This is a genomic window from Streptomyces sp. NBC_01006 (assembly GCF_045162725.1).
In the GTDB taxonomy this organism is placed as follows: domain Bacteria; phylum Actinomycetota; class Actinomycetes; order Streptomycetales; family Streptomycetaceae; genus Streptomyces.
The window spans coordinates 3,124,422-3,142,268 of sequence record NZ_CP108700.1; the positions used below are offsets into that span (position 1 = coordinate 3,124,422).

The window sequence follows — 17,847 nt, forward strand, 5'->3', positions numbered from 1 at the left end:
TGGGGGGATCGACGGCGGGGCGCTTTTCGCTTGCTTCGAGGTACCTCGGGTCAGCGGGCCTCGACCGGAACGAAGTCGCGCAGGACCTCGCCGGTGTAGATCTGGCGCGGGCGGCCGATGCGGGAACCCGGCTCCTTGATCATCTCGTGCCACTGGGCGATCCAGCCGGGGAGGCGGCCGAGCGCGAAGAGCACGGTGAACATCTCGGTCGGGAAGCCCATGGCCCGGTAGATCAGGCCGGTGTAGAAGTCCACGTTCGGGTAGAGGTTGCGCGAGACGAAGTACTCGTCGGCCAGCGCGTGCTCTTCCAGCTTGAGCGCGATGTCGAGCAGCTCGTCGCTCTTGCCGAGCGCCGAGAGGACGTCGTGCGCCGCCGCCTTGATGATCTTCGCCCGGGGGTCGAAGCTCTTGTAGACGCGGTGCCCGAAGCCCATGAGGCGGACGCCGTCTTCCTTGTTCTTCACCTTGCGGATGAAGGCGTCGACGTCGCCGCCGTCGTTCTTGATGCCCTCGAGCATCTCCAGGACGGACTGGTTGGCGCCACCGTGCAGCGGACCCCACAGGGCCGAGATGCCGGCGGAGATCGAGGCGAACATGTTCGCCTGCGAGGAGCCGACCAGGCGCACGGTGGAGGTCGAGCAGTTCTGCTCGTGGTCCGCGTGCAGGATCAGCAGCTTGTCGAGCGCCGAGACCACGACCGGGTCCAGGTCGTACTCCTGGGCCGGCACGGAGAAGGTCATGCGCAGGAAGTTCTCGACGTAGCCGAGGTCGTTGCGCGGGTAGACGACCGGGTGGCCGACCGACTTCTTGTACGCGTAGGCCGCGATCGTCGGGAGCTTGGCCAGCAGGCGGATCGTCGAGAGGTGGCGCTGCTTCTCGTCGAACGGGTTGTGGCTGTCCTGGTAGAACGTCGACAGCGCGCTGACCACGGAGGACAGCATCGCCATCGGGTGCGCGTCGCGCGGGAAGCCGTCGTAGAACCGCTTCACGTCCTCGTGCAGCAGCGTGTGCTGGGTGATCTCGTTGCGGAACGACGCGAGCTGGTCGACGGTCGGCAGCTCACCGTTGATCAGCAGGTACGCGACCTCGATGAAGGTCGAACGCTCGGCCAGCTGCTCGATCGGGTAACCGCGGTAGCGCAGGATGCCCTGCTCACCGTCGAGGTAGGTGATCGCGGACTTGTAGGCGGCGGTGTTGCCGTAGCCGCTGTCCAAAGTGACGAGCCCGGTCTGGGCCCTCAGCTTCGAGATGTCGAAGCCCTGGTCACCGACAGTGCTTTCGACCACCGGGTAGGTGTATTCACCGTCCGCGTACCGGAGTACTACAGAGTTGTCGCTCACGTCATCCCTCACCGACGTAGTGCCTCTTCTTCGAGGTGCCCTGACTGCCTCTACCTTCCCCCATTTGGCGCAGGAGAGTGCACTCGGGGTCGGCCTTTGGTCCTTTTGACGGCACTGAGTGCCTTCAACCTGCTCATCCTGCCCCCTCCGCACCGGCGCGGGAACCCAAAATGATCGATCATCTAGGTGATGTTTCCCACCGGTATCCGGCCGGACAGCCTGGCCGCGACCGCCGTGTACCTCCTGCCTGCGGAAACGGTACGCACAGCCTGGCCGAGTGCTTTGCGGGACCCGACCAGCACGACCAGTTTCTTCGCCCTGGTCACCGCCGTGTAGAGCAAGTTGCGCTGGAGCATCATCCAAGCCCCGGTGGTGACGGGGATCACCACGGCCGGATATTCACTCCCCTGGGAACGGTGGATGGTGACGGCGTACGCGTGCGCCAGCTCGTCCAGCTCGGCGAACTCGTAGCCGACCTCCTCGTCCTCCTCCGTCCGCACCGTCAGCCGCTGTTCGTCCACGTCGAGGTCGGTGACCACGCCGACCGTGCCGTTGAAGACGCCGTTGGCGCCCTTCTCGTAGTTGTTCCGGATCTGGGTGACCTTGTCGCCGACGCGGAAGACCCGGCCGCCGAACCGCTTCTCGGGCAGGTTCGGCCGGGCCGGCGTGATGGCCTGCTGGAGCAGCCCGTTGAGGTTTCCGGCGCCGGCCGGGCCGCGGTGCATGGGCGCGAGCACCTGGATGTCGCGACGCGGGTCCAGCCCGAACCTGGCCGGAATCCGCCGGGCGGCCACGTCCACGGCGAGCCGCCCGGCCTCCTCGGTGTCCTCCTCCGGGAACAGGAAGAAGTCCGGCAGCCCGTCGGTGAGCGGCGGCAGGCCGGTGTTGATCCGGTGGGCGTTGGTGACCACGCCCGACTGCTGGGCCTGCCGGAAGATCCGGGTCAGCCGGACCGCCGGTACGGGACCGCCCTCGGCCAGCAGGTCCCGCAGCACCTCGCCGGCGCCGACCGAGGGCAGCTGGTCCACATCCCCGACCAGCAGCAGGTGCGCACCCGGCGCCACCGCCTTGACCAGCTTGTTCGCCAGCAGCAGGTCCAGCATCGAGGCCTCGTCGACGACGACCAGGTCCGCGTCCAGCGGGCGCTCCCGGTCGTACGCCGCGTCCCCGCCCGGCTTGAGCTCCAGCAGCCGGTGCACGGTGGAGGCCTCGGCCCCGGTGAGCTCCGAGAGCCGTTTCGCGGCCCGGCCGGTGGGCGCGGCGAGCACGACCTTGGCCTTCTTGGCCCGGGCCAGCTCCACGATCGAGCGGACGGTGAAGGACTTCCCGCAGCCCGGCCCGCCGGTCAGGACGGCCACCCGGCGGGTCAGCGCCAGGGTGACGGCGTCCCGCTGCTCGGGGGCCAGCTTGGCCCCGGTGCGCCCGGCCAGCCAGCCGAAGGCCTTGTCCCACTCCACGTCCTGGAAGCCCGGCATCCGGTCGTCCTCGGCGTTCAGGAGCCGCCGTACCTGCCCGACCAGCGACAACTCGGCCCGGTGGAAGGGCACCAGGTACACAGCGGTCAGCGGGTCCGGCCCGCCCTGCGGATCGGGCACGGCCTCCCGCACGACCCCCTCCGGATCGGCGGCGAGCTCGGCCAGGCATTCGATGACCAGCCCGGTGTCCACCTGGAGCAGCTTGACCCCGTCGGCGATGAGCCGCTCCTCGGGCAGGAAGCAGTGCCCCTGGTCGGTGGACTGGGACAGGGCGTACTGGAGCCCGGCCTTGACCCGCTCGGGGCTGTCGTGCGGTATGCCGACGGCCTGGGCGATCCGGTCGGCGGTCAGGAAGCCGATGCCCCACACGTCGGCGGCGAGCCGGTACGGCTGGTTCTTGACCACCGAGATGGAGGCGTCGGCGTACTTCTTGTAGATCCGGACCGCGATGGAGGTGGAGACGCCGACGCCCTGGAGGAAGACCATGACCTCCTTGATCGCCTTCTGCTCCTCCCAGGCGGCACCGATCAGCTTCGTCCGCTTGGGCCCGAGTCCCGGCACCTCGATCAGCCGCTTCGGCTCCTCCTCGATCACGTCGAGGGTGTCGGTGCCGAAGTGCTCCACGATCCGGTCGGCGATCTTCGGGCCGATGCCCTTGATCAGGCCGGAGCCGAGGTAGCGGCGTATGCCCTGGATGGTCGCGGGGAGGACGGTGCGGTAGTTCTCCACCGTGAACTGCTTGCCGTACTGGGGGTGGGATCCCCAGCGGCCCTCCATGCGCAGCGATTCGCCGGGCTGGGCGCCGAGCAGGGAGCCGACGACCGTGAGCAGGTCCCCGCTGCCGCGGCCGGTGTCGACGCGGGCGACCGTGTACCCGCTCTCCTCGTTGGCGTAGGTGATGCGCTCGAGCACCCCCTCGACCACTGCCAGTTGCACCGCCCCGTTGGTTGCCATGGCACGAAGCTACCGCCCGGCGCCGACAGCCCGTCAGCCCTGTGGACAAACCCCGGCATCCGGCAACGACCCGCGACAACCCAGAAGGGGGTCCGGCCTCGCGGCCGGACCCCCTCACGGTTACCCCTCCCGTGTCGGACTTCCCGATCCCCCCAGATCCCTCCCCGGAAGTGCCGACGCACCATACGACCCGCTCCCCCGCTCCGGGGTTGCACGTGGAATCGGAACTTTACGTTTCCATTACCTCGGCGGGCCCGGGAGCCGATCCGAAGTGCCGGTGAATCACCACAGAAGTAGCGTTTCAGGCATGAGTGAATCTTCAATCCAGGACGACGTCCTCGGCGAGCTGGGCCCGGACCGGCTGAGCGAGATCGCCGGCCTGCTCGGTACCGACGCGGCGGGTGCCCGCGAGACCGTCGCGACCACGATCGGCGCCATGACCGGCGACCTCCAGGAGAAGGCCGACGCCGATGACGACGACGGCAACGAGGTCCGCCAGGCCTTCGCCGAGGTCTCCGAACCCCCGTTGCAGGGCGTGGCCACGCTCGGCGGCGGGCTGCTCGGCGGTGGCCTGATGGCCGGGGTACTCGCGAAGGTGAGCAAGCCGGTCGCCGCGGCGGTGTCGAAGAAGACCGGTATCCCCGCGGCCACCGTCGCCCGCGTCATCGAGATGCTGATCCCGGTGCTGCTGACGGTCTTCGCCAAGCGCGCGGCGGCCGGCAAGGGCAGCGTCAAGAAGTAGCCCGCCCCGCTACCCTGGGGCGCCATGGAGCCCCCTGCTGACAACTCCGCCGCATCGGTACGGCTGCGGGAACCCGAGCCCGGGGAGCTGGGCTGGATCGTCCAGCGGCACGGCGCGCTCTACGCCGCCGAGTACGGCTGGAACACCGACTTCGAGGGTCTGGTGGCCCGGATCGTCGCGGACTTCGCCGAGGACCACGACCCGTATCTGGAGCGGGTCTGGATCGCCGAGCTGGACGGCCGCCCGGTCGGCTCGGTGATGTGCGTGCGCGAGGACGGCTCGCCCGGCACGGCGCGGCTGAGACTGCTGCTCGTGGAGCCGGAGGGGCGGGGCCACGGCATCGGGTCGCTCCTCGTCGACGCGGTCGTCGCGTTCGCCCGCTCCGTCGGCTACCGCGAGCTGGTGCTGTGGACCAACGACGTACTGACCTCGGCGCGTTCCCTCTACGAGCGCGCCGGGTTCACCCTGGTCGCCGAGCGCCCGCACCGCTCGTACGGCGTCACCCTCACGGGGCAGGACTGGCGGCTGCCGCTGCAGGAGGACTCCCCGCACTGACCTCCGCCGGGCCGCTGCCCGCCGCCGTCGCGACGCCGCCCGCCTCCGCCGTCGTACGGCTGCCCGTGCGGGCGGGGGCCAGCGAGGTCATGCCCACCCCGCCGACCAGCAGCAGCGCCGCCACCCACCGCAGCCCCGAGATCCCCTCGCCCAGGACCAGCGCGGCCGAGGACATCCCGAACACCGGCACCAGCAGCGAGAACGGCGCGACCGACGAGGCCGGGTACCGCTTCAGCAGGTGGTTCCAGGCCCCGAACCCGAACACGGTGGACACCCAGGCGACGTACCCGATGACCGCGACCCCGGACCAGTCCAGGGCGCGCAGAGCGGCCAGGTCCCGCTCGGGCCCCTCCAGCAGCAGCGAGAGCGCGAACAGCGGCAGCACCGGGACGGTGCACACCCAGACCATGAAGTTCAGCGCGTCGGGCGGGGACGCCTTGCGGGTCAGCACGTTGGACACGCCCCAGCAGGCGGCGGCCGCGACGACCAGGGTGAAGCCGAGCACCGGCCCGGAGGTGCCCCCGTCCACGGCGGCGACGGCGATCCCGGCGAGCGCCACGGCCATGCCGGCCATCCGGACCCGCCCCGGCCGCTCGCGCAGGACGAGGGAGGCGAGGACGGCGGTGAAGACGGACTGCACCTGGAGCACGAGCGAGGACAGTCCGGCCGGCATGCCTGCGGCCATGCCGGTGAAGAGGAGGCCGAACTTGGCGATGCCGAGGGCCACTCCGACCGCGATGATCCACTTCCAGGCGGTCTTGGGCCGGCCGACGAAGAACACGGCGGGCAGCGCGGCGACGAGGAAGCGCAGGGCGGACAGGAGCAGCGGCGGGAAGTGGCCGAGTCCGATCTCGATGACGACGAAGTTGAAGCCCCAGACGGCGGCGACGAGTACGGCGAGTGCGGTGTGAACGGGACGCATGCTTCGAGCATCGACGCGGCGACCATGTAGCACCAGCGCGGATCTCTTCCGGGATGGATGAAGCATCACTTACGGGTGCCCTGCGCGCCGGGGGTGCCTACGATGGGCCGCATGCTCGACCTCTCCCGGCTGCGCGCCCTGCACGCCGTCTCCGTCCACGGCTCGGTCGCGGGCGCGGCGGCCGCCCTCGGATACACCCCCTCCGCCGTGTCCCAGCAGATCGCCAAGCTGGAGCGGGAGACCCGGACCACGCTGCTGGAGCGGCGCGGGCGCGGGGTCGCGCTCACCGAGGAGGCCCGGCACCTCGCCGAGACCGCCCAGGAGTTGCTGGCGATCGTGGAGCGCGCCGAGACCACCCTGGAGGAGCGGCGCGGGCAGCCGAGCGGGCTGCTGACCGTGGCCGCCTTCGCGTCGGCGGCGCGCGGGCTCATGCCGGGGGCGCTCGCCGATCTCGCGCGCCGGCACCCCGCGCTGGACGTACGCCTCGCCGAGGTAGACCCCCACCTGTCGGTGGACCTGGTGGCCCGGGGGGTCACCGATCTGGCGGTGGCCCACGACTGGGACATCGCCCCGCTGCCGGCCCCCGAGGGCGTCGAGCAGGCGGTCATCGGGGACGACCGCTGCGACCTGGTGGTACCGCGGGACCACCCGTTCACCGAGCGGGCGGTCATCCGCCGGACGGACCTCGGCGGCCAGCGCTGGGTCTGCCAGCCGCCCGGCCGGGTCTGCCACGACTGGCTGATGCGGACGCTGCGCACCGCCGGGTTCGAGCCCGACATCGCGCATGTGGCCGAGGAGAACCACACCATCGTCGCGCTGGTCGCGGCCGGGCTCGGCGTGGCCGTCGTACCCCGGCTGGGCACCGGGGCGCTGCCGCCGGGCGCGGTGGCCGTACCGCTGGAACCGGGCCCCGTACGCAGGTTGTACGCCGTGTGGCGGACGGGGGCGGCCCGCCGGCCGGCGATCACCGAGGCCGTACGGACCCTGCAGGAGCACTGGGCGTACGCGGCACCCCTTCCGGGGGACCTCCCGAGTGTCCGCGGCGGCCTTCGCCCGGCCCGGCAGTAGGGTCCGGCCCGTGTCGTACCACGCGTCCCGCAGGTCCCTGCTCACCGCAGCCGCCATCGCCGCCGTCACGGCCGCCGGGGTGGCCTCGTACGCCGCGGTCGGCGACCCGGACGGCGGGGGCGGCGGGCCGCGCCCCGACGACGGGCACTCCGGCGACGGGCGCCCCGGCGACCAGCCGCCGGGCCGGGCGCCCGACCGGGCCGCGCTGCGCCGCCTGGTGGCCGGGATGAGCCTGGCGGAGAAGGTCGGGCAGCTCTTCGTGTCCCGCGCGTACGGGCATTCGGCGACCGATCCGGATCCGGCGGACGCCGAGCAGAACGTGAAGCTGTTCGGGGTGCGCACGGCCGCCGAGCTGGTCTCCCGCTACCACCTCGGCGGGATCATCTACTTCTCCTGGGCCCACAACACGCGGGGTCCGCAGCAGATCGCCGAGCTGTCGGCCGCCCTCCAGCGGGCGGCGGCCGGGACCGGCTCCGGCATCCCGCTGCTGCTCTCCACGGACCAGGAGCACGGCGCCGTGGCGCGCATCGGCAAGCCCGCGACGCTGCTGCCGGGGGCCATGGCCCTGGGGGCGCGGCACGGCGCCGACGCTACGGGTAGTAGTACTGGTAGTACCGGTAACGGCTCCGATTCCGCGGCCACCGCCGATGCCCGCCGGGCGGCGCGCATCGCGGGCGCCGAGCTGGCCGCGATGGGCATCCGGCAGGACTACGCGCCGGTGGCCGACGTGAACGTCAACCCGGCCAATCCGGTGATCGGCGTACGGTCCTTCGGCTCCGACCCGCAGGCCGTGGCGGCCCTGGTCGCCGCCCAGGTCCGCGGCTACCAGGGTGCCGGAGTGGCCGCGACCGCCAAGCACTTCCCCGGCCACGGGGACACCGAGACCGACAGCCACGTCGGGCTGCCGGTGATGCGCCACAGCCGGGCCCAGTGGGAGGAGCTGGACGAGCCCCCGTTCCGGGCGGCGGTGGAGGCGGGCGTGGACGCCGTGATGACGGCGCACATCGTCTTCCCCGCGCTCGACCCTTCGGGGGACCCTGCGACCCTCTCCAGGCCGATCGTGACCGGCATCCTGCGCGAACGCCTGGGCTTTCGGGGGGTGGTGATCACCGACGCCCTCGACATGGCCGGGGTACGCCAGAAGTACGGGGACGACCGGGTCCCGGTACTGGCTCTGAAGGCGGGCTGCGACCAGCTGCTGAACCCGCCGGACCTGGGCCTGGCCCACCGCAGCGTGGTCGCGGCCGTCGAGGCGGGCGAGCTGACGCAGGCCCGGATCGAGGAGTCGGTGCTGCGGATCCTGGAACTGAAGGCCCGCCGCGGCCTGTTCGACGCGGCGCACACCGCCGCCGGGCGGACGGACGCGCTGGTGGGGATCCCGGTGCATCTGACGGCCGCGGACGAGATCGCGGCGGGTACGACGACCCTGCTGGCCAATCCCGTCAAGCTGCTGCCGCTGGACCCGACGGCCGCGCCCCGGGTTCTGGTCACCGGGACCGACCCCGCCTCCCCCAGCGGTACGACAGGGCCCCCTACCGCGGTACTGGCCCGGGAGCTGACCGCCCTGGGCTGCCGGGCGACGGCCGTACCGCCCGCCCGGGCGGTGGCCGCGGCTCCCGGCAACGCGGCGGTGCTGGTGTGCACGTACAACGTCCCCGAGGGGGAGGATCCGCAGCGCACGCTGGTCACGGAGCTGCTGGCCACCGGGGTACCGGTGGTCGTGGTGGCGATCCGCAATCCGTACGACCCCGCCCGGCTGCCCGCCTGCGCGGCGGAGCTGGCGACGTACACCTGGACGGACGTGGAGATGCGGGCGGCGGCCCGGGTGGTCACCGGGGCGGTACGGCCCTCGGGCCGCCTCCCGGTCCCGGTGCCGGGCCGCTACCCGCTGGGCCACGGGCTGTCGTACGACTGAGTACGACCCAGTACGGCCAGTACTCCTGGTACTGGCCGTACTACGTCTCCCGTGGCCCCTCGGGCCCTACCGGGGAGCTACGGCCGCAGCTGCGGCTCGCGCTCCACGTCCTTCTGGTCGAGCACCGCGTCGGGCTTCGCCAGCGGCGTCGCCCGGCCCGCGTCGGCGAGCGCGGCGGCCGGGGCGACCCCGGCCCACTGCAGGATCTTCTGCGTGGCCAGCGCCTTCTCGCCGTCCAGGAGCTTGGCGACGTTGGCCCCGTGGTTGGCGCCCGGCGCGATCATCACGTAGCTGTCGCGCACCCCGTAGCCGAGGTGGAACGGTTCAGCACCCCACGGGTCGTTCTGCCCGTACACGAACAGCATCTGGTTCGCGTTGTTCTTCACCCAGTTGTCGACGTCCGCCATGACCCCCGGCTGGAAGGTCATCGGGATGTCACGGGGCACGAAGTTGCGCGGCGGCTGGTAGCCGTAGCGGCTCAGCCCCTTGAGGTGAGGCTGCTTGATGTCGGGCGAACCGAGCTGCGTACCCGCCTGGTAGTAGTACGGCGTGTACGTCTCCAGGCCCTGGTCGGCGTAGGCCGAGAAGCCGGAGATCGTGTCGATCGAGTCCCAGATCTCCTGGTCGCTCGCGGTCGCGGCGGCCGGGACGGAGGCGCAGTCGGCCAGCAGGCTGTACTGCCAGAAGGCCCACACGTAGTCGAGCACGACGGCCTCGTAGGCCTTGTCGAGGTTGCCGACGGTGGTGAAGGTCCAGCCGTTCTCGGCGGCGGCGGCCGCGTACTTGGCCTCCAGCGGCTCACGGCGTACGAGCGCCTCGCGCTGCACCGCGTTCAGCTTGTCGCGGCACTCCTTGGTGCCGACCTTGTTGAAGAACCGGTCGTACGCCGAGTCCTCCTTGTTGACGACGTCGTTGGGCGCGACGTACGCGACGACACCGTCCATGTCGCGCGGGTAGTAGCGCTCGAAGTACGTCGCCGTCATACCGCCCTTGCTGCCGCCCGTGGCCAGCCAATTCTTCTTGTAGACCTTCTTCAGGGCGGTGTAGATGCGGTGCTGGTCGCTGGCGGCCTGCCAGATGTCCAGGTTCGCCCAGTTGGCCGGATCGGGCCGGGAGGGCGTGAAGAACCGGTACTCCAGCGACACCTGGTTGCCGTCGACGATGGTCGTCGGCTCGCTGCGGCGCGGGCTGGTGTTGACGTTGTAGCCGGAGGTGTAGAAGACCGTGGGCCGGGAGACGTCCTTGTGCAGCAGGGTGAGGCGCTGCTTGAAGGTGCCCTTCGACGGGTTCCGGTGGTCGACCGGCTGCTCGTAGTTCAGTACGAAGAAGCGGTACCCGGGGTACTCCTTCTCCTCGATCAGACTCATCCCCGCGATGGCGAGGATCTCGTCCTTGATGTCCGTCGCGGCGGACGGCCCCGCGGCGGTGGCCGCCTGGGCCGTGAAGCCGGCTGCGCCCATGGTGCCGATCAGCACCACGAGCGACAGCAGCCAGCCGAGCGTCTTGCGCATTCACCCTCCCCTGAGTTCACTTCGGTCGCCCGTGAACCTAGCGGGGTCAATGCGCCGCTGACCAGACCTAGTTGGGACGCTTGATCAGCACAGGATCCAGCCGGAATCGACGGATCCGGCTTCGATGCTCCCCTTTACATACACGCAGCGGCTGATCGCACCGACGGTGACGGGTCCGGCATATCGGGTGAATTGCCCGGCGTCGCGGACCGGGACCCCGCCGCGCGGCTGGATGCTGACCGCCATCGCCCGGCGCCGACCCGGGTCGTGGGCGACGGTCACCGCGCAGGCCTGCGTACGGCTCTTGTAGACGCGCACCTCGCCCGTCGGCAGCGGCAGCGTCCTGACCAGGTCACCCCCGCAGCCACCGGTCGCCGCGTGCGCCGGAGGCGCCGCGAGCAGCCCGCCGGCGCACAGCATGAGCCCCGCCGCGAACGCCCTCGCCGACGCGGCCCCCCGGCCGCGCCCCTTCCGCCCGTGCTCCACCCTGTCCCCCGATCGTTCGTACGTGACACGTACGCACGTACGACGCGCAGACCCCCCGGAAGGTTGCTTGCAGCAAGATCCGGGGGGTCTGCGGGCCGCGTCGGGCCGGCGGCGCGGCGTCAGGCGGCGGCGCGTTCGTCCTCGCCCACGAAGGTGCGCCACAGTTCGGCGTAGCGGCCGCCGCGGGCGACGAGTTCGGCGTGGGTGCCGTCCTCCACGACCTGGCCGCGGTCCATGACCACGACGCGGTCGGCGCGCGCGGCCGTGGTCAGCCGGTGCGCCACCACGAGGGTGGTGCGCTTGCCGGCGAGCCGGTCGGTGGCCTGGTTGACCTGGGCCTCGGTGGCCAGGTCGAGTGCGGCGGTGGCCTCGTCGAGCAGCAGCACGTCCGGGTCGACGAGTTCGGCGCGGGCCAGCGCGATCAGCTGGCGCTGGCCGGCCGAGAGGTTGCGGCCGCGCTCGGCGACGGTGTGCAGGTAGCCGCCGTCGAGGGTGGCGATCATGTCGTGGGCGCCGACCGCGCGGGCGGCGGCCTCCACCTCGGCGTCGCTCGCCCCGGGCCGCCCGTAGGCGATGGCGTCGCGGACCGTCCCCGGGAAGAGGTACGGCTCCTGGGGGACGACCCCGAGCCGGTGGCGGTACGCCGTCAGGTCGAGCTCCCGCAGGTCGGCGCCGTCGGCGGTGACCCGGCCCGAGGTCGGGTCGTAGAACCGGGCCACGAGCTTGACCAGCGTGGACTTGCCGGCGCCGGTCTCGCCCACGAAGGCGACGGTCTGGCCGGCGGGTATCCGCAGGCTGATTCCGGCCAGCGCTTCGCCCTTCTCGCCGCGCTCCTCGGCGGTGCCGTACGCGAACCGCACGTCCTCGAAGGCGATCTCGCCGCGCAGCTCCTCGACCGCGCGCGGGTCGGCCGGGCGGGGGGTGCTGGTGGGCTCGCGCAGCAGACCCTGGATCCGGCCGAGCGAGACGGTGGCCTGCTGGTAGCCGTCGAAGACCTGGGAGAGCTGCTGGACGGGGGCGAAGAACAGGTCGATGTAGAGCAGGTACGCCACCAGCGCGCCGGTGGTGAGGGTGCCGGCCTCGACCCGGCCCGCGCCGACGATCAGAACGGCGGCCGCGGCCCCGGAGGACAGCAGCTGCACGAAGGGGAAGTAGACGGATATCAGCCACTGGCCGCGCACCCGGGCCTGGCGGTACGAGTCGCTCCGCTCGGCGAACCGGGCGGCGCCGGCGCGCTGGCGGCGGAAGGCCTGGACGATGCGCAGCCCGGAGACGGACTCCTGGAGGTCGGCGTTGACCAGGCTGACCCGGTCGCGGGCGAGCTCGTACGCGGCGACCGACTTGCGGCGGAACACGATCGTGCCGATGACCAGCACGGGGAGGGTGGCGAAGACGATCAGCGCGAGCTCGACGTCGAGGACGAGCAGGGCGATCAGGATGCCGAAGAAGGTGAAGACGGAGACGACGGCGGTGACGAGCCCGGTCTGCAGGAAGGTGGACAGGGCGTCCACGTCGGTGGTCATCCGGGTCATGATCTTGCCGGTCAGCTCGCGCTCGTAGTAGTCGAGGCCGAGGCGCTGGAGCTGGGCGAAGATCTTGACGCGCAGGGCGTACAGGACGCGCTCGCCGGTGCGCCCGGTCATCCGGGTCTCGGCGAACTGGGCGGCCCACTGTGCGATGACGACGACGAGCGCGAGGGCGGCGGCCACCCAGACGGCGCCGAGGGCGGCCTGCTCGACGCCCTTGTCGATGCCGTGCCGGATCAGGATCGGGAGCAGCAGCCCGGAGCCGGCGTCGACGGCGACGAGGCCGAGGCTGATGGCGAGGGGCGCCCAGAAGCCTTGGAGCAGGCGGCGCAGGTTGTAGCTCTTCTCGGCGGCCGCCGCGCGGTCCTCGTCCACGGCGGGCTCGTCGTCGGCGGGCGGCAGGGCGGCCACCTGCGCGAGCAGTTCGGGGGTGGCTGGGGGTCCCCCCGGCGAAGCCAGGGGGAGCATGCCGGCGACGGCGCCGGCCACGGTGGCGCCGGGTACGCCCGTTCCGGGCGCGCCGGTCGCGGCCGCGGTCCCTGCGGCGGCCTCCGCGTCCTCTTCCTCTTGTTCCTCCTGGCGGCGCCAGAGCTCGGGGGTCACCCCGTCCGCGACCCGCCGCTTGGCGTTGACCGGCTCGGAGTCGATCTCGGCTTCGAGCTCGATGTCCCGCTCCAGCCTGCCCTCGATGTCCCGTTCGAACTCGGCCATCGCGGGCGCGTCGGGGGTGCGCGGCGATCCGGCGCCGAGCGCGTCCGGGTCGGTGAGCAGGCGCCGGTAGAGGGGCGAGCGGCGCTCCAGTTCCTCGTGCGTACCGATGTCGGAGAGCCGCCCGCGGTCGAGTACGGCGATCCGGTCGGCCAGCGCGAGCGTGGAGCGGCGGTGGGCGATGAGCAGGGTGGTGCGGCCGGCCATGACGGCGCGCAGCGCCTCGTGGATCTCGTGCTCGACGCGGGCGTCCACGGCCGAGGTGGCGTCGTCCAGGAGCAGCAGCCGGGGGTCGGTGAGGATGGCGCGGGCGAGCGCGATGCGCTGGCGCTGGCCGCCGGAGAGGGTGAGCCCCTGCTCGCCGACCTTGGTGTCGTACCCGGCGGGCATGGCCTGGATGAACGATTCGGCCTGGGCGGCGCGGGCGGCGGCCTCGACCTGCGCGTCGGTGGCGTCCGGCTGCCCGTACGCGATGTTGGCGCGGATGGTGTCGGAGAAGAGGAACGAGTCCTCCGGTACGAGTCCGATGGCGGCGCGCAGCGAGTCGTACGTCAGCTCGCGTACGTCGTGCCCCCCGACGCGGACGGTGCCCCGGTCGGCGTCGTAGAAGCGGGGCAGGAGGAGGGAGACGGTGGACTTGCCGGAGCCGGAGGCCCCGACGACGGCGACGGTCTCGCCTTCGGCTATGGAGAGCGAGAACCCGTCCAGAACGGGGCGCTGGGGGTCGTACCCGAAGCCGACCTCGTCGAACTCGACGGTGGCGGGGGCGTCGGCGGGCAGCTCCTGCGTGCCCTCTTCGATGACGGGCTCGGTGTCGATGAGCTCGAAGACACGCTCGACGCCGGCGCGGGCCTGCTGGCCGACGGTGAGGACCATGGCGAGCATGCGGACGGGGCCGACGAGCTGGGAGAGGTAGGTGGAGAAGGCGACGAAGGTGCCGAGGGTGATGTGCCCCTGGGTGGCCATCCAGCCGCCGAGGGCCAGCATGGCGACCTGTCCGAGGGCGGGCACGGCCTGCAGGGCGGGGGTGTAGCGCGAGTTGAGCCGGATGGTCCGCATCCGGCCGGCGAACAGCCGGCGCCCGGCGGTGCGCAGCTTGCCGGTCTCCTGCTCCTCCTGGCCGAAGCCCTTGACGACGCGGACGCCGGTGACGGCCCCGTCGACGACGGTGGCGACGGCGGCGGCCTGGCCCTGGGCCCACCAGGTGGCGGGGAAGAGCTTCCTGCGGCTGCGCTTGGCGATGAACCACAGGGCGGGGGCCATGAGCAGCGCGACGAGGGTCAGCAGCGGGGACAGCGCCAGCATGATCCCGAGGGATATCCCGAAGAGGAGGAAGTTCCCGATGGTCATGGGCAGCATGAAGAGCAGCCCTTGGATCAGCTGGAGGTCGCTGGTGGCGCGCCCGATGACCTGGCCGGTGGACAGCTCGTCCTGGCGGCGCCCGTCGAGGCGGGCGATGGTGTCGTACATGTCGGTGCGCAGGTCGTGCTGGACGTCGAGCGCGAGGCGGCCGCCGTAGTACCTGCGTATGTAGGTCAGTACGTACACGAGGACGGCGGCGGCTATGAGGAGCCCGGCCCAGACGCCCATGGGCTTGGAGTGGTCGCCGATGACGTCATCGATGATGACCTTGGTGACCAGGGGTACGAGTGCCATGACGGCCATGCCGGCCAGTGAGGACCCGAGGGCGAGCAGCACGTTGGTCCGGTACCGCCAGGTATAGGCGGTGAGCCGCCTGGCCCAGCCCTGTTTCTCGCCCGCTGCCGTCGTTGCCGCCACCACGTGGTCCTCCCCGTTCGCCAGTCCTGCCGCCTCCCCCAACGCCCCGACCGGCGGATTTCATCCCGCGGCAACAATCGCACTGCCGCCCGAACGCCGCACGCGGGCTTCCCCCGTCCGGGGTAGACCTCAGGTATTCCGGCTACTGGGCGTCGGCGGCAACGGGGCTAGAGGTGCGTCGGGGCGAACATTTTCAGGGTGGCCGGAAGTACCACCACAGAGGGGCCCGGGGTCTTCAGGGATTTGGCGAGGTCCTCGCGGAGGGTTTGGGGGGTCGTGGTCGATGCCGGGACGCCGAAGGATTCGGCCAGGGTCACGAAGTCCGGGCGGGTGAGGTCGGTGCCCGTCGTGCGGCCCTCGAAGGCGTCCGTCATGTACTCGCGCAGGATGCCGTAGCCGCCGTCGTCCACGATCAGCCAGGTCACGTCCAGACCGTGCTGCTTCGCCGTCGCCAGGTCCGCGATCGAGTACATCGCGCCGCCGTCGCCCGAGACCGCCAGGACCGGGGTGCCCGGTTCCGCGATGCAGGCGCCGAGGGCCGCCGGGAAGGCGTAGCCGAGGCCGCCGGCGCCCTGCGCCGAGTGCATCGTGTTGGGGTGCTTCGCGTCGAACGCCGACCAGGCCCAGTACGACAGGATCGTCATGTCCCAGAAGGACGGGGAGCGGGCCGGGAGCGCCGCGCGGATCGAGGCGAGGAGCCCGCGCTCCAGCGATACGTCCTGGGTCGACAGGCGGGTCTCGATCTCCGAGAGGAGCAGCCGGACGCGTTCCGGTGCCTGTACGTCCTCGCGTTCCGCGACCGTCTCCAGGAGGGCCTGGAGGGCCAGGCGGGCGTCCGCGTGGATGCCGAGGGCCGCGTGGTTGGACTCCAGCTTGCCGAGGTCCGCGTCGATCTGGACGACCCGGCCCGTCGGGAAGAACGTGTGATAGTTCGACGACAATTCGCCCAAGCCCGAGCCGACCACCAGCAGGACGTCCGCGTCCTCCAGGAAGTCCGTCATGTGGCGGTCCTCCAGCCAGGACTGGAGGGACAGCGGGTGGGTCCACGGGAAGGCGCCCTTGCCTCCGAACGTGGTGACCACCGGGGCGTTCAGCCGTTCCGCCAGCTGCCGCAGCTTGCCCGCCGCGTCCGAACGGATCACCCCGCCGCCCGCGATGATCACGGGACGGGCGGCCCGCTCCAGCCAGTGCGCCGCGAGCGCGGTGAGCTCGGGGCGCGGGACCAGCTCGTGCGGGGTCGCGTCCACGGCCGTGACCTGCGGGATCACCGTCTCGGCGCGCAGCACGTCCTCCGGGATCTCCACCCAGACGGGGCCGTGCGGAGCCGTCAGCGCCGATTCCCAGGCCTCCGCGATCACGGAGGGGATCTGTGACGGGGTGCGGGCCGTGTGGACCGACTTCACCACGTCCCGGAACGACGCCGACTGGTCCCGCAGTTCGTGCAGGTGCCCGCGCCGGCCGCCGCCCAGGCCCGCCACCGGGACCTGAGAGGCGATGGCGAGGACGGGCGCCGAGGCGGCGGCCGCCTCCGCCAGGGCCGGCAGGGCCATGAGCGCGCCCGGGCCGGTAGAGAGCAGGAGGGGCACCGCCTCGCCCGTGATCCGGCCGTACGCGTCCGCCGCGAAGCCGGCGTTGTTCTCCGTACGCAGCCCGATCAGCCGCAGGTCGGATCGGCCGACCGCGTCGAAGAGGGCGAGCGCGTGCTGCCCCGGCAGACCGAAGACGGTGGTCGCGCCGAGGCCGCGGAGCGTCTCCACGACCAGGTCCCCGCCCGTCCGCCCCGGCGGCGGCGCGAGGGCGGCCGCCCGCTGGGCGTCGGTGGGACGGAGTACCAGGTCGTGGTCGTGCGTCACGTGCGCTTACTCGCCCTTCTCGGGTCCTGCTACGCCTTCTTCGCGGCAGCGATCTGACGGCTCATGATCGTCGTCAGCTCGTACGCGGTGTGCGAGGCCGCGACCGAGGTGATCTCGGCGTGATCGTACGCCGGGGCGACCTCGACGACGTCCGCAGAGACCAGGTTGCAGGAGGACAGGCCGCGGATGATCTCCAGCAGCTCGCGGGAGGTCATGCCGCCCGCCTCCGGCGTACCGGTGCCGGGCGCGTGCGCCGGGTCCAGCACGTCGATGTCGATCGAGATGTACAGCGGGCGGTCGCCGATGCGCTGGCGCAGCTGGTCCGCGACCTCGTCGGCGCCGCGCCGGTAGACGTCGGCCGAGGTCACGATGCCGAAGCCCATCTTGGCGTCGTCGTCCAGGTCCTGCTTGCCGTACAGCGGGCCGCGCGTGCCGACGTGGGACAGCGCCTCGGTGTCGAGGATGCCCTCCTCCACGGCGCGGCGGAACGGCGTGCCGTGCGTGTACTCGGCGCCGAAGTACGTGTCCCAGGTGTCCAGGTGCGCGTCGAAGTGCAGCAGCGCGACCGGGCCGTGCTTCTTCGCGACGGAGCGGAGCAGCGGGAGGGCGATGGTGTGGTCGCCGCCGAGGGTCATCAGGCGGGAGCCGGCGCCGAGGAGCTCGTCCGCGGCCGCCTCGACCGTCTCAACGGCCTCGTTGATGTTGAAGGGGTTCACGGCGATGTCGCCGGCGTCCGCCACCTGGGCGAGCGCGAACGGGGAGGCGTCCTGCGCCGGGTTGTACGGGCGCAGCAGGCGGGAGGCCTCGCGGATGGCGTTGCCGCCGAAGCGGGCGCCGGGGCGGTACGAGACACCCGAGTCGAACGGGACACCGACGACGGCCACGTCCGCCGAGCCGACCTCGTCCAGGCGGGGCAGCCGGGCGAAGGTCGCGGGGCCCGCGTAGCGCGGGATGCGGGAGGAGTCGACCGGTCCGCGCGGCGTCTGCTCGGTGCGCTCGTTGCTCATCGGGGT

At 71.9% G+C, this 17,847-nt stretch carries 11 protein-coding genes and 1 pseudogene; 4 read left to right on the forward strand and 8 right to left on the reverse strand.

Annotation, left to right across the window (positions count from 1 at the left end):
• Positions 1-50: 50 nt before the first annotated feature.
• Together OG509_RS14150 and OG509_RS14155 are read right to left on the reverse strand one after the other, a co-directional pair.
• Positions 51-1,340 (reverse strand): citrate synthase, encoded by a 1,290-nt coding sequence (locus tag OG509_RS14150; protein WP_030229520.1) that lies wholly within the window; start codon positions 1,338-1,340, stop codon positions 51-53.
• 182 nt (positions 1,341-1,522) lie between these two features.
• Positions 1,523-3,769 (reverse strand): ATP-dependent RecD-like DNA helicase, encoded by a 2,247-nt coding sequence (locus tag OG509_RS14155; RefSeq protein ID WP_406182934.1) that lies wholly within the window; start codon positions 3,767-3,769, stop codon positions 1,523-1,525.
• A 307-nt stretch (positions 3,770-4,076) separates the two neighbouring features.
• Between OG509_RS14155 and OG509_RS14160 the strand changes: the two genes are divergently transcribed.
• Both OG509_RS14160 and OG509_RS14165 read left to right on the forward strand, forming a co-directional pair.
• Positions 4,077-4,511 (forward strand): DUF937 domain-containing protein, encoded by a 435-nt coding sequence (locus OG509_RS14160; protein ID WP_406182935.1) that lies wholly within the window; start codon positions 4,077-4,079, stop codon positions 4,509-4,511.
• A gap of 57 nt (positions 4,512-4,568) precedes the next feature.
• A pseudogene (locus OG509_RS14165) lies at positions 4,569-5,066 on the forward strand (GNAT family N-acetyltransferase); the annotation flags it as partial.
• Here the strand turns inward: OG509_RS14165 and OG509_RS14170 are convergent.
• Positions 5,017-5,988 carry an EamA family transporter gene (locus tag OG509_RS14170; RefSeq protein ID WP_406182936.1) on the reverse strand — a complete coding sequence of 324 codons (972 nt, stop codon included), beginning with the start codon at positions 5,986-5,988 and terminating at the stop codon, positions 5,017-5,019. The pseudogene OG509_RS14165 and the gene OG509_RS14170 sit on opposite strands and share 50 nt — an antisense overlap.
• Positions 5,989-6,099: 111 nt before the next feature.
• Between OG509_RS14170 and OG509_RS14175 the strand changes: the two genes are divergently transcribed.
• Together OG509_RS14175 and OG509_RS14180 are read left to right on the forward strand one after the other, a co-directional pair.
• On the forward strand, positions 6,100-7,056 hold the full coding sequence (locus OG509_RS14175) for a LysR family transcriptional regulator (RefSeq protein WP_406182937.1): 957 nt from the start codon (positions 6,100-6,102) through the stop codon (positions 7,054-7,056).
• 10 nt (positions 7,057-7,066) lie between these two features.
• Positions 7,067-8,971, forward strand: a complete 1,905-nt coding sequence (locus tag OG509_RS14180; protein ID WP_406182938.1) for a glycoside hydrolase family 3 protein — start codon at positions 7,067-7,069, stop codon at positions 8,969-8,971.
• 77 nt (positions 8,972-9,048) lie between these two features.
• Here the strand turns inward: OG509_RS14180 and OG509_RS14185 are convergent, their stop codons facing one another.
• The 5 genes from OG509_RS14185 to speB all read right to left on the reverse strand — a co-directional run bounded on the left by OG509_RS14185 (position 9,049) and on the right by speB (position 17,841).
• Positions 9,049-10,482 (reverse strand): S28 family serine protease, encoded by a 1,434-nt coding sequence (locus OG509_RS14185; protein ID WP_406182939.1) that lies wholly within the window; start codon positions 10,480-10,482, stop codon positions 9,049-9,051.
• 84 nt (positions 10,483-10,566) lie between these two features.
• Positions 10,567-10,968, reverse strand: a complete 402-nt coding sequence (locus tag OG509_RS14190; protein WP_406182940.1) for a hypothetical protein — start codon at positions 10,966-10,968, stop codon at positions 10,567-10,569.
• Between the two features lie 119 nt (positions 10,969-11,087).
• Positions 11,088-14,984: an ABC transporter ATP-binding protein gene (locus tag OG509_RS14195; protein WP_406182941.1), complete on the reverse strand. Its 3,897-nt coding sequence runs from the start codon at positions 14,982-14,984 to the stop codon at positions 11,088-11,090.
• A 164-nt stretch (positions 14,985-15,148) separates the two neighbouring features.
• Positions 15,149-16,834, reverse strand: coding sequence for a thiamine pyrophosphate-binding protein (locus tag OG509_RS14200; protein WP_406182942.1), 1,686 nt, complete (start codon positions 16,832-16,834; stop codon positions 15,149-15,151).
• Positions 16,835-16,863: 29 nt separating this feature from the next.
• Positions 16,864-17,841: an agmatinase gene (gene speB, locus OG509_RS14205; protein WP_406182943.1), complete on the reverse strand. Its 978-nt coding sequence runs from the start codon at positions 17,839-17,841 to the stop codon at positions 16,864-16,866.
• Positions 17,842-17,847 lie beyond the last annotated feature (6 nt).

Coding starts and splice junctions, on each gene's coding strand:
- speB (WP_406182943.1), bottom strand. CDS start 17,841: ATGAGCAACGAGCGCACCGAGCAGACGCCGCGCGGACCGGTCGACTCC.
- OG509_RS14160 (WP_406182935.1), top strand. CDS start 4,077: ATGAGTGAATCTTCAATCCAGGACGACGTCCTCGGCGAGCTGGGCCCG.
- OG509_RS14170 (WP_406182936.1), bottom strand. CDS start 5,988: ATGCGTCCCGTTCACACCGCACTCGCCGTACTCGTCGCCGCCGTCTGG.
- OG509_RS14185 (WP_406182939.1), bottom strand. CDS start 10,482: ATGCGCAAGACGCTCGGCTGGCTGCTGTCGCTCGTGGTGCTGATCGGC.
- OG509_RS14155 (WP_406182934.1), bottom strand. CDS start 3,769: ATGGCAACCAACGGGGCGGTGCAACTGGCAGTGGTCGAGGGGGTGCTC.
- OG509_RS14175 (WP_406182937.1), top strand. CDS start 6,100: ATGCTCGACCTCTCCCGGCTGCGCGCCCTGCACGCCGTCTCCGTCCAC.